The 13,240-nt window shown below is 34.3% G+C and carries 10 protein-coding genes; 7 read left to right on the top strand and 3 right to left on the bottom strand.

Features of this window, described 5'->3' with window-relative positions; genetic code table 11:
• Nucleotides 1-26: 26 nt before the first annotated feature.
• The 7 genes from I5M07_RS06130 (at nt 27) to I5M07_RS06100 (ending at nt 11,251) form a co-directional block, all read left to right on the top strand.
• Nucleotides 27-2,258, top strand: a complete 2,232-nt coding sequence (locus tag I5M07_RS06130) for a glycoside hydrolase family 3 C-terminal domain-containing protein (protein ID WP_200105337.1) — start codon at nt 27-29, stop codon at nt 2,256-2,258.
• A gap of 16 nt (nt 2,259-2,274) precedes the next feature.
• The gene (locus tag I5M07_RS06125) at nt 2,275-3,783 is read left to right on the top strand and encodes a cellulase family glycosylhydrolase (RefSeq protein WP_233621974.1); all 1,509 of its coding nucleotides are present in this window, start codon (nt 2,275-2,277) and stop codon (nt 3,781-3,783) included.
• 103 nt (nt 3,784-3,886) lie between these two features.
• Nucleotides 3,887-5,833, top strand: a complete 1,947-nt coding sequence (locus tag I5M07_RS06120; protein ID WP_200105336.1) for a sialate O-acetylesterase — start codon at nt 3,887-3,889, stop codon at nt 5,831-5,833.
• Between the two features lie 133 nt (nt 5,834-5,966).
• Entirely contained in the window at nt 5,967-6,482 is a 516-nt protein-coding gene (locus tag I5M07_RS06115; protein ID WP_200105335.1) for a transposase, read from the top strand.
• Between the two features lie 89 nt (nt 6,483-6,571).
• Nucleotides 6,572-8,965 (top strand): glycoside hydrolase family 95 protein, encoded by a 2,394-nt coding sequence (locus I5M07_RS06110; protein WP_200105334.1) that lies wholly within the window; start codon nt 6,572-6,574, stop codon nt 8,963-8,965.
• An 11-nt stretch (nt 8,966-8,976) separates the two neighbouring features.
• Complete coding sequence (locus tag I5M07_RS06105; protein WP_200105333.1) at nt 8,977-9,963, top strand: Gfo/Idh/MocA family protein; 987 nt, start codon at nt 8,977-8,979, stop codon at nt 9,961-9,963.
• A 244-nt stretch (nt 9,964-10,207) separates the two neighbouring features.
• Complete coding sequence (locus I5M07_RS06100) at nt 10,208-11,251, top strand: serine hydrolase domain-containing protein (protein WP_200105332.1); 1,044 nt, start codon at nt 10,208-10,210, stop codon at nt 11,249-11,251.
• A gap of 238 nt (nt 11,252-11,489) precedes the next feature.
• Here I5M07_RS06100 and I5M07_RS06095 read toward each other — a convergent pair whose 3' ends face one another.
• The 3 genes from I5M07_RS06095 to I5M07_RS06085 form a co-directional block, all read right to left on the bottom strand.
• Nucleotides 11,490-12,017 (bottom strand): hypothetical protein, encoded by a 528-nt coding sequence (locus tag I5M07_RS06095; protein WP_200105331.1) that lies wholly within the window; start codon nt 12,015-12,017, stop codon nt 11,490-11,492.
• Nucleotides 12,018-12,562: 545 nt separating this feature from the next.
• Nucleotides 12,563-12,886: a hypothetical protein gene (locus I5M07_RS06090; RefSeq protein ID WP_200105330.1), complete on the bottom strand. Its 324-nt coding sequence runs from the start codon at nt 12,884-12,886 to the stop codon at nt 12,563-12,565.
• 138 nt (nt 12,887-13,024) lie between these two features.
• Nucleotides 13,025-13,234, bottom strand: a complete 210-nt coding sequence (locus tag I5M07_RS06085; protein ID WP_200105329.1) for a hypothetical protein — start codon at nt 13,232-13,234, stop codon at nt 13,025-13,027.
• Nucleotides 13,235-13,240 lie beyond the last annotated feature (6 nt).

Raw genomic sequence — 13,240 nt, 5'->3', positions numbered from 1 at the left:
ATAAACAATTATAAGAATTCCAAGTGATGAAAAAAATGCTAAAATACATTGCACTGACTGTTTCAATTCTCTCATTGGTTGATGGTAATGCACAGTCTATCAAGTCTAAAAAGGGACAAACAACTTATGTAGGAAAAGAAATTTCAACAAAGTACGATGCGAAAATTGATAAATTGATATCTCAAATGACACTTGAGGAGAAAATTGGAATGTTGCATGGAAATAGTATGTTCGCTAATGCAGGGGTGCCACGTTTGGGAATTCCAGAATTAAAAATGGCAGATGGCCCATTAGGAGTTCGTGAAGAAATTTCTCGTGACAATTGGGCACCGGCAGGACTTACTAATGATTTTGCAACCTATTATCCGGCAGCTGGAGCTTTGGCTGCAACTTGGAATCAGGAAATGGCGTATACTTTTGGAAATAGCGTGGGTCAAGAAATGCGTGCGAGAGATAAAGATATGTTGTTGTCGCCAGCCATCAATATCGTGCGAACACCACTTGGAGGTCGTACCTATGAATACATGACCGAAGACCCGTTTTTAAACAAAAAAATGACGGTTCCGATGGTGGTCGGATTGCAAGATAATGATGTGATGGCTTGTGTCAAACATTTTGCAGCCAATAATCAGGAAACCAATCGTGATTTTGTTGATGTACAGATAGACGAACGTACGCTTCGCGAAATTTATTTACCAGCTTTTGAAGCTGCTGTCAAAGAAGGTAAGGCCTATAGCATTATGGGTGCTTATAATAAATTTAGAGGCGATTATTTATGTGAAAATAATTATATGCTCAATACAATTTTGCGCGATGAATGGGGGTTTAAAGGTGTCGTGGTTTCAGACTGGGCTGCGGTACATTCTACCGTAAAATCATTAAAAAATGGATTGGATATTGAAATGGGAACTCCAAAACCTTTCAACGAATTTTTCTTAGCTGATAAATTAATTGCAGCCGTAAAAGCAGGTGAAATTGACGAAAAAGAACTCGATTTACATGTAAAACGAATTTTACGTACTTTATTTCAAGTAAAAGCAATGGGCGGAAAAAGCCGTGCCAAAGGAAGCATTGCCACCGAAGCACATTATCAAGATTCATATAAAATTGCTGCTGAAGCAATTGTGCTGTTGAAAAATGAAAACAATGCATTGCCATTACAAGTAGATGGAATAAAATCGATCGCCGTAATTGGAAATAACGCCACAAAGAAAAATGCTTTGGGCGGATTTGGAGCCGGAGTAAAAACCAAAAGAGAAGTAACTCCTTTAGAAGGGCTTAAAAACAGATTGCCATCTTCTATTAAAATCAATTATGCCGAAGGATATTTGGAGCGTTATGACGAAAAAAACAAAGGAAATTTAGGAAATATAACTTCTACAGGTCCAGTAACTATTGATCAATTAGATTCAGCAAAATTGCAAGAAGCTTTAGATGCAGCTAAAAACTCAGATGTTGCTATTGTTTTTGCGGGCTCGAATCGTGATTATGAAACCGAAGCTTCTGATAGAAGAGATTTACATTTGCCATTTGGTCAAGAAGAATTAATTCAGAAGGTATTGGCTGTAAATCCGAATACAATTGTGGTAATGATTGCAGGTGCGCCTTTTCAAATAGAAGATTTAAGCAAAAAAACAAACGCATTGGTTTGGAGTTGGTTCAATGGTTCTGAGGGAGGAAATGCTTTGGCTGATGTATTGTTAGGAAAAGTAAATCCGTCAGGGAAATTACCATGGACAATGCCTAAAAAAATAGAAGATTCACCAGCACATGCTACGAATAGTTTTCCAGGTGATAAATCAGTCGTGTATAAAGAAGGCATTTTGGTAGGCTACCGTTGGTTTGACACTAAAAATATTGAACCCTTATATCCGTTTGGGTATGGTTTGTCGTATACCACTTTTGCAATCGGGAAGGCGCAAGCAGCTAAAAAAGAGTACAACTTGGATGAAGTAATTGCTATTTCGGCGGAAGTAAAAAATACCGGCAAACGTGATGGTAAAGAAGTAGTTCAGGTATATGTATCGAAAGAAAATTCAAAAATAGAAAGAGCGGCAAAAGAATTAAAAGGATTTTCTAAAATACTAGTGAAAGCTGGGAAATCAGAAAAAGTAACTATCAAAATTCCAGTAAAAGAATTTGCGTATTACGATGTGAATTCAAAAAAATGGGTAGTGGAACCTGGAAAATACACGTTTAAAATTGGAAATTCTTCAAGAAATAGTAATCAAGAATGCAGTGTTGAGGTGAAAAATTAAACTAAAAATAGAAGTTATGAGCGAGCGTTTCATGAATAAATGGTTTTTTTCGGCAATCGGAATTTTGATGGTCGTTTTGGTAAGTTGCAGTAACAATTCGCCCGATGAGGTGGAAGAAGTAAAAAAAATAACCCTAAGTTCAAAAAGTTTTGAAATTACTTCAAAGGCTAAAATTGAGGAAGTAACTTTAGAAACGAATGTATCGTTTTGGACAATTTCTAACTCAGCTTCCGATTGGATTTTAGTTAATAAAATTACTGGTGGAGCAGGAACTACAAAACTTATTATTTCAGTTTCTAAAAATACAAGTACCGAAACAAGAAAAGCTACTTTAACTGTTTCGAGTTCTGAAATTACATCTCAAAAAATAGAAATAACCCAAACCGGAATCACAGTAACCACACCACAAGAATTGTATCCGAGTTACAATACCAATCCGCTTCCAGCCGATGCAACAGGAATGAGCAGTTCAGCTGTTGAATTAGCTTCTAAAATGAAGTTAGGATGGAATATTGGTAATACATTGGAAGCTATTGGTGGCGAAACCGCGTGGGGTAATCCAAAAGTGACTAAAGCTTTGATCGATGCTGTAAAAGCAAACGGATTTAATGCCATCCGAATTCCATGTTCTTGGAATCAGAATGCAAATACTACAACTGCTAAAATCAATGACGTTTGGTTGAACAGAGTAAAAGAAGTTGTTCAATATTGTACAGACAATGACATGTATGTAATTGTAAATATCCATTGGGATGGCGGATGGTTAGAAGAAAACTGTACTGAAGCCAAAAAAGAAGCAAACAATGCTAAACAAAAAGCATTTTGGGAACAAATTGCAACACATTTACGTGGTTTTGATGAACATGTTCTTTTTGCTAGCGCAAATGAGCCTCACGTAGATGATGCTACTGAAATGGCAGTTTTAACTTCCTATCATCAAACTTTTATTAATGCAGTACGTTCTACCGGGGGTAAAAATGCTTATCGTACTCTAATTGTACAAGGACCAGCAACAGATATTGGCAAAACTAATAATTTGATGAATGTTTTACCAACGGATACAACAACAAATAGAATGATGGTCGAAATTCATTATTATGCTCCTTGGCAGTTTGCTGGATTAACTAAAGACGAATCCTGGGGGAAAATGTTTTATTATTGGGGAGCCGATAATCACTCTATAACAGATGCAAGCAGAAACCCTGCTTGGGGCGAAGAATCTCAAGTTGACTCGGATTTTAAATTAATGAAAACAAAATTTGTTGATAAAGGAATCCCTGTAATAATGGGCGAATTCGGAGCCATCCGTCGAACCGATTTAACAGGAGATGCTCTAGCATTGCATTTGAAATCAAGAGCTTATTATTTACAATATGTGGTAAAACAAGCCAAATTAAACAGTTTAATTCCATTTTATTGGGATGAAGGAAGTATAAAAAATAATGGATTTGGTATTTTTGATAGAAGTAGTAATACCGTTTTTGATACCCAGATTTTAAATGCTTTAAAAGAAGGTATAAAATAAATTCAAAGTTATTAATAGGTTGAGATTCTAAGGTTCAAAGTTTTGTTAAGACTGGGAATTTTAGAATCTCAGTAGCTTAAAGACTTTTTTAAAAATATAAAATATGAAAAAAAGTTTAGTATTTCTTTTTTTGGTAGCAAGCTTAATAGCTAATGCTAATGTTAGAATGCCGTTGTTATTTACCGACGGGATGGTTTTTCAACGCAATAAACCAATTTCGATTTGGGGTTGGGCAGATGCTAATGAAAAAATAGAAGTCCGTTTTAACAAACAAGTTAAAACCATTGTTGCTAATAAAGATGGAAAATGGATTTTAAATTTGGATGCTGAAAATGCTGGTGGTCCTTTTGAATTAACCATTATAGGAAAAAATAAAATTGTCATTAAAGATGTTTTGGTGGGCGAAGTTTGGATTTGCAGCGGACAATCGAATATGGAGTTTACCGTAAAACAAGCCAAGGATTTTGAAATCGAAAAGAAGGATGCCAACTATCCTCAAATCCGTCAGTTTTTGGTTGAAAAAGATATGAGTTCAACTCCGAAAGAGGACTTCAAATCGGCTAAATGGAGTAGTAGTAACGAGCAAACGGTTGGAGATTTTACGGCTGCCGGATTTTATTTTGCTAGAAAAATATACAAAGAGTTAAACATTCCAATAGGGTTATTGCACACTTCTTGGGGAGGAACTTGCGTAGAAACTTGGACAAGTAAAGAAGCCCTCGAAAATAGTTCCGAATTTAAAGAAATGATTGCCCAGGTTCCTTCGGTAAACATGGACGAAGTTTTGGAAAATTATAGAAAATCAGCTTTAGGAAATATCAAAAAAATCCAAGGTTTTGATGTTTCGTTGGATAACGAAAGTCAGTTTAAAGATCCTGAATTTCAAGACGCAAATTGGCCAGAAATCAAAGTACCTTCACTTTGGGAAAACCAACAAATTGGCAATATCGACGGAATTGTTTGGATGCGAAAAACAATTGTTTTAACTGCAGAGCAAGCCAAAAAAGAAGCCGTTTTGTATTTAGCTAAAGTGGACGATGAGGACCTGACTTACGTAAATGGTGTTCAAGTAGGAACAAACAATCTTTGGGATAAACTAAGAGTGTATAAAATTCCATCTGGTGTTTTGAAAGAAGGAACAAACGTAATCGCTGTTAGAATCACAGATTATTCAGGAGGAGGCGGAATTTACGGCGATCCATCCGATTTGAAAATCGATTTTAAAGATTCAAATTTACCACTTGACGGACTTTGGAAATTTAATGTTGTGAAAGTAAGAATCGAAATTTCGCCAAATAGTTATCCTTCATTATTGTACAATGCGATGGTAAATCCGTTGGTTCCGTATGCTATTCAAGGCGTTTTGTGGTATCAGGGCGAGGCAAATGTGTCAAGGGCTGCTCAATATAAAAAAGCATTTCCGTTACTAATTCAGGATTGGAGAATTAAATTCAAACAAGGCGATTTCCCTTTTTATTTTGTGCAATTATCCACTTTTAATGAATTTAATGGCAATAGCAATTCGGGAAGTAAATGGGCAGAATTGAGAGAAGCACAATCTGAAACATTAAAACTTCCAAATACCGGAATGGTCGTTACAACAGATATTGGAAACGCAAAGGATATTCACCCAACCAACAAACAAGATGTTGGATTGCGTTTGGCAGCCATTGCCCTGAATAATGATTACGGTAAAAAACAAGTTTGCAGTGGACCAATGTACAAATCGCAAGAAATCAAAGAAAATCAAATCATTCTGACTTTTACAAACATTGGCAGTGGATTATCAAGACCAAATAATTCCGAATTAAAAGGATTCGAAATCGCCGGTGCTGACAAAATTTTTCATTTTGCGAAAGCACATATTCAAGGGAATCAAATAATTGTTTCAAGCGATAAAGTTCAAAATCCGTTGGCAGTTCGTTACGGTTGGGCTGATGATGATACAGAAATCAATCTTTTTAATAAAGAAAAATTTCCAGCATCGCCATTCCGAACCGATAATTGGGAATTGATTACGGCAAGCGAGAAATATAAAATAAATCCATAACACGTAGAGACGGGTTTCAAACCCGTCTGTACTACGGAAGTGGATTCCGATACAGGTTTCAAACCAATCTGTACTGAATTTCGCGATGATTCAATAATATGTAGTAATTTGGATTATAGAATTACAAAACAATATGCAAAAATTTCAAGGAAAATACCGTATTGAATCTGCAAGAGCAAAATGGTGGGATTATAACAAAAGCGGAAGCTATTTTATTACCATTTGCACCAAAAATCGGGAGCATTTATTTGGATATATAAAAGATGGCGAAATGATTTTGAATGAATATGGTCAAATCGTATTGGAATGTTGGCTGGATTTACCGAATCATTATGAAAATATTATTTTGGGCGAATTTCAGATAATGCCTAATCATATTCATTGTATTGTAGGGGTGGATAATTCCAAAAATAATCATGATGCGAATGATAATTCAGAAAAAAAATCCCACGGTGTATTTGAATTTATTCGAGCATTAAAATCATTTTCGTCTCGCAAAATAAATGAAAAAAGGAATTCAAAAGGAGTATCCAATTGGCAAGAAAGATTTCACGATCATATAATCAGAAATGATTCAGAATATCATCGGATTGCCAATTATATTATAAACAATCCAAAAAAATGGGATGAGGATTGTTTTTATAAATGATTCCCTGGTAGAGACGGGTTTGAAACCCGTCTGTACTGAATCCCGAATAAATCTGCATGTTTCTAGAATTTATATTTAAATCATTTTTTATGAAAAAAATATATTTAGTTTGTGTCATTTCCATTTTTTGTGGAAAAATTATGGCTCAGTCCAGCCATGTTTTATGGTACAAACAACCCGCCGAATTTTTTGAGGAAAGCCTTGTTTTAGGAAACGGTAAAATGGGCGCAACTATTTTTGGAGGAGTCACTACAGATAAAATCTATCTGAATGATATCACACTTTGGTCGGGAGAACCAGTAAATGCAAATATGAGCCCAGAAGCATACAAAAATATTCCTGACATCCGCGAAGCATTAAAAAATGAAGATTACAAATTGGCAGAGGAATTAAATAAAAAATTGCAAGGAAAAAATTCAGAACGCTATTTGCCGTTAGGAACCATGGAAATTAATTTTCCTAATAGCGGAAAAGCAACCAATTATCGCAGAGAATTGGATCTTTCCAATGCTATTTCAAAAGTGAGTTATGAAATTGATGGAGTAACATTTACCCGAGAGTATTTTGTTTCAGCTCCCAATCAGATTATGATTATAAAATTGACAAGTAATAAGAAAGGCACTTTAAATTTTGATATAAAGCAAGACAGTCAATTACAATCAAAAGTTGAGGTTAAAGATAATGTTTTGTTATTGAATGGAAGGGCTCCAATCAATGAAAACGCAGGTTATAGAGTGGTGTCAGAATATTTAGAAATAAAAGAGAGAGGAACACGATTTACAACTTTGACGAAAATCAAGAATACCGATGGAACGATCACAATTTCAAATTCCACTGTAGGAATAAAAAATGCAACCGAAGCCTTAATTTATGTTTCTGTAGCAACGAGTTTTAATGGTTTCGACAAAAATCCTGCTTCAGAAGGTGTAGATGAAAAAGCACTTGCAGAAAAGAATTTAAACAAAGCTTATTCAAAATCATTTAATAAATTAAAAGAAATTCACATTGCTGATTATCAAAAATTCTTCAATCGTGTCACTTTGGATTTAGGTAAAACAACAGCTCCAGATTTGCCAACAGATGAACGTTTGTTGCGATACGCTGACGGAAAAGAAGATAAAAATCTCGAAATTTTATATTTCAATTTTGGTCGCTATTTGTTAATTAGTTCTTCCAGAACTTTGGGCGTTCCTGCCAATTTACAAGGACTTTGGAATCCTCATTTCTTTCCACCTTGGAGTAGTAATTATACGATGAATATCAACCTGGAAGAAAATTACTGGCTTGCCGAAAATACCAATCTTTCCGAATTGCATCAACCTCTTTTGAGTTTTATAAAAAATCTTTCGGTTACTGGGAAAGTTACCGCTAAGACTTTTTATGGTGTTAACGAAGGTTGGGCAGCGGCTCACAATTCGGATATTTGGGCAATGAGTAATCCTGTGGGGCAATTTGGAAAAGAAGATCCTATGTGGGCTTGTTGGCCAATGGCGGGTGCGTGGCTGAGTACGCACATTTGGGAACATTATATTTTTACTCAGGATGAAAAATATTTAAAAGAAGAGGGATATCCTTTGATGAAAGGCGCTGCCGAATTCTGTTTGGGCTGGCTTGTACCTGATAAAAAAGGGAATTTAATTACCTCGCCATCCACTTCGCCTGAAAATCAATATAAATCAACCGATGGCTTTGTAGGAGCGACTTTATACGGAGGAACAGCTGATTTGGCGATGATTCGTGAATGTTTTGATAAAACCATAAAAGCTTCAAAAGTGCTAAATATTGATACTGATTTTAAAAAAAAATTAGAAGAAGCGCTTTCAAAATTGCATCCGTATCAAATTGGTAAAAAAGGCAATCTACAAGAATGGTATTTTGATTGGGAGGACAATGATCCTAAACACAGGCATCAGTCCCAATTATTCGGATTATTTCCTGGAGATCATATTTCGCCACTAAAAACACCAGATTTGGCCGAAGCATCAAAAAAAACACTTGAAATTAAAGGTGATGAAACCACAGGATGGTCAAAAGGATGGAGAATCAATCTTTGGGCAAGACTTTGGGACGGAAATCGGGCTTATAAAATGTATCGTGAATTACTTCGTTATGTAGATCCCGACGGAAAGAAAACCGAAAATCCGAGAAGAGGAGGAGGAACCTATCCGAATTTATTTGATGCACATCCGCCGTTTCAGATTGATGGAAATTTTGGTGGAACTGCTGCTGTTGCCGAAATGCTGGTTCAGTCTGATGAAAACGAAATCCGATTACTTCCCGCTTTACCCGATGCCTGGGAAATGGGATCGGTAAAAGGAATTTGTGCTCGTGGAGGATTTGAAATTGAAATGGAATGGAGTAATAAAGTTTTGCAAAAAGTTTCAGTTCTTTCTAAAAACGGAGGGAAAACAAAACTTATCTTTAATAAAAAAATTAAAGAAATAACTTTGAAGAAAGGGGAACAAAAAGTAGTTCTTTGGTAAAAACTAACAAAATGACAGAATTAAAAAATAAAAATATACGTTGGGGAATTATTGGTTGTGGCGATGTAACCGAAAAAAAAAGTGGTCCTGCGTATCAAAAAACGGCTGGATTTGAAATTGTGGCTGTTATGCGAAGAGATGCTGCTAAGGCCGAAGATTATGCCAAAAGGCACGGAATTAAAAAGTTTTATTCGGATGCCGATGCGCTGATTAACGATCCCGAAGTAGATGCTGTATACATTGCCACACCGCCCGATTCGCATAAAATGTACGCTTTGCAAGTAGCCGAAGCAGGAAAACCTTGTTGTATCGAAAAACCTTTGGCACCCAATTATGCCGATTGTAAAACGATTGTAGCGGCTTTTGAGGATAAAAAAATCCCGCTTTTTACGGCTTATTACCGACGTTCATTACCTCGTTTTTTACAAATTAAAAGTTGGTTAAACGAAAATAAAATTGGCGAAATTCGACATGTAAGCTGGTTTTTGAGCAAACCCGCCTCGGCTGTTGATTTGGCTAAGGATTACAATTGGCGTACCGATGTTCAAATTGCACCTGGGGGTTATTTTGATGATTTAGCCAGTCACGGATTAGATTTGTTTGCGTATTTATTTGGTGAATTTTCAACCGTTAAAGGCATAAGTTTAAACCAACAAAATCTATACTCAGCCCAAGATGCCATGACAGCCTGTTGGTTGCACAAATCGGGAGTAACTGGTTCGGGTAGTTGGAATTTTGGAACGCATTTGCGTGAAGATACCGTTTCGATTTATGGAAGCCTCGGCAAAATAACCTTTTCTGTTTTTGAAAACGATCCAATTGTGCTTGAAACAGCAAAAGAAACCATTAGTCTGGATATCGAACATCCGGAAAACGTACAATTGTACCACGTTCAAAACATGCGCGACGACTTGTTTGGTTCGGGACAACATCCTTCAAAAGATGCTTCGGGAGCCCACGCTAGTTGGGTAATGGACAAAATACTAGGTGTGATTTAATTTTTTTATAAAGTTTTTAAGTTAGGGTTTTTGGAGCTTTCAAAAACGTTAACCGAGCTACTTCTTAGTTAGCAACTGTACAAAAACAATATAGAGATATGAATTGTGATAAACCCTTTTTTTGCAAAAGCGTTTAGTTATATTTGTTCAGAATCAAAAGGAAGTTTTCCAAAGGCTAATGTTCTCTAGCATGCATTATACAACCGAACTTATATTACGAAATAAATCAAACAAGAAAATTTTAATGAAAGAAGCATTCAAACTAATAACCTTATTTTCAACATTATTTTTTTTATTTTGTAATAGTTATGCACAGGGGAAAGACGACTTTTCGTCTAAAATAGATAGTATAATTAAAATGAAAAGCCCAAGGGTTTTCAACGGAGTGATTCTAATTACTCAAAAGGGCAAAACGAAATATAAGAAGGCTTACGGGTATTCAGACTTTGATAAAAAGACACCTTTAACAACTGAGGACAATTTTGTAATTATGTCCAATAGTAAGCAGATTACTGCTGTTTTAATTTTAAAAGAAGTAGAAAAAGGTACAATTGATTTGCATAGTCCAGTTAGAAAATATTTGCCTGATTTACCACGAAGTTGGGCAGACACTGTAACAGTTCATCATTTGTTGAATTTTTCAGCTGGAATAATAGATGTTGACAAACCTTTAATTTTTAAACCAGGTTCTGATTTCAAGTACGGTAACACTGCGTATGTTATGCTTGGAAAGATAATTGAAAAAAGTACTGGCAGAAGATATATAGATGTGGCGAATGAATTGTTCCAAGAATTGAAAATGAAAAATACATTTTGTTTCGAACAAGACAAAGTACAAAATAGAGTTCAGGGCTATACTAACAGTAATAATAAGTTTGAATTGGTAGTCAAACCAATTGAAAATGAAAACTTGGTTCCTGCTGCTGGAATTATCTCAAATATCACGGATTTAAATACTTGGGATATAAAACTCCATAAAGGAAAAATTCTTAAACCAGAAACCTATAAATTAATGACAAGTTATAGTATTACTGCACAGCATAATGCTTTTGGTAAAGAAAAAATAGGCTACGGTTACGGAATTAGAATAAGCGACAAAACACCACTAAAATATATTGGGCATACAGGTGGTGGTTGGGGTTTTGTTTCGTATAAAGTATATTTACCAGAATCAGATGTTGATATTGTAATTTTAGAAAATCAATCAAATGAAAATTTAGATTTGTTTTATTATTTTGAAGTTAAAATTGGTGAAATAATAATGAAGAGCAGTTTGATGAATAAATAAATTATTTAAAAATTAGCATTTCAATAAAAGCATAGTGAAAAGATTAAATTCCATTTATGATTAACTAAATTTTAATTTTGCTAGTGGTCTTTAAAATCCCTTTTGAAATAAAATGATTGGTACTTTGCCAAAATATAACAACTTAAAAAAAGGCTTCGGTTTTTTAAAATCGAAGCCTTTTTTGATATATTGGTTAAAATGGATTAAGGAAAAGCAGACTTTAAATTGAAACAATCCACTACTTAATCACGGCGCTTAATTCTTTAAATTCGCCCGAAGCGCCAAAATCCTCAGTGTTGTAGCGTGCTCCTGTAATTTGGCTTTTTTGACAATCAAAATCAATTTTGGCGGCTCCTATGAATTTGTCTTTGTTTCTGAAAATCAACACATCTTTGTAATACGAATTGCAAGTAGCCGAAATTTCTTTTTTAGCATCCCTTTTAGAGAACAATTCGTTTATCTTTTTAAAATGAGTGGAATCTATTTCCGTTTTTGAAAATCCTAAAATATCCATGTTTTTAACAAATACCGTATCTATAGAACTCACCGGAATTTTACCGTTTATAATTTGAAACAAAGCCAATTCTTTGTCGGTTTTTTCTGGATTAATCACAATCGAATCAAACTGCTCTGGTGTTAAATCCGTATGGTAATGTTCTACTTGATCAAAAACGAAGTAGGGCAAATCACCGCTTTCAACTTCTTTTTGTTTTTGGTTACAAGAAAAAAACAACACGCTACTGAGTATAAAAACTATTTTTTTCATGGTTTATGAAATTGTTTAAGGTTTAAATAATTCCTTAAAGTTAAGCGTTTTTCTAAGAAAAATAAAGGCAAGATAATAATTGGAATTCATTCTTCATTATAAAAGACTTTTAAAATGAAAATATAAATAAATTATTTAATTTACTAAAACAGAACGTAAATACAAATTGTCTACTTTCATTACTTTTGTTTGATTATATGTATTCTTGCAGATAAATTGTAGAAAGTACAATTCACAAAAAACCACATTGAGTATTTTGCCTTAGTCGCTTTTAAGCTAAAAAAACATTTTTCAATGCGTTAATCCTTTAACTTTGAACCTATGAAAGTATTGGTTGAAATAACTGACAACAAAGCTGCATTTGCATTAGAAGTATTACGTAGTTTGGTTTTTGTAAAAAAAATCCTATTTCGAGGAAGAAAGCTTTGCTCTTAGAAGAAATAAAAGAGGCTGTAGATGAATTTAATTAAATCGGGAAAATTAAAAGGAATTCCAGCAAAAGATTTATTAAATGAGCTATAATATTCTTGCCCTTCCCTTGAAATCTATTCTAAATCATTTTTCCCACCCCACATTAAATACTCCATAATTTGTCTAAAACATTGGAACAAATAAACAGCACAATATAATAATGATATAGGTAATGTTATTACGCAAAACCATGGTAGTACCATCCAATAACAATTACCTTCATGACATGAATTTCCTGTCATAGTTTTCAACAACCATGCTCCTGTCAGCCCCATAAATGCTGGAGACAATCCTAAGCTGATAATTATTAATAGCCCAATAGGTATTAAAATTATATCCCGTTTTTTATTAATTTCAGGACCAAAAACAAGGCTCTTGACAAATTGATTTATAGTCATATTTTTAGAAAATCAAATTTCAAGAAAGATATTAATTTATCATATACACTTTGAAGATTATAAATAAGAATATAAAAAACTATAGGCAATCTTTATAATCCTATTACTTATATTTTAAAATATAAAGAATTCTCGAAACTACTTTTTAAATTGCTCTACACGCTTTGTGTATAAATTTCTACCAAAAATAAAAGTTCCTGTGATAAACCCAGCAAAAGGAGATAACTGCCAAAACAGACTTTTATTCTCTTCTAGCCCCAAAGTTGCTATTTCATAAAGCCCCATACCAATGAAAAACAAACAAACTAGAAAAAGTAAAAACTGAATTTTATAATTGATCTTAATCATGATTAA

The sequence above is a fragment of the Flavobacterium agrisoli genome, assembly GCF_016522065.1.
In the GTDB taxonomy this organism is placed as follows: Bacteria; Bacteroidota; Bacteroidia; order Flavobacteriales; family Flavobacteriaceae; genus Flavobacterium; species Flavobacterium agrisoli.
The sequence above is the reverse complement of the archived record's forward strand: the minus strand, read 5'-3'. Positions and strand labels throughout refer to the sequence as shown.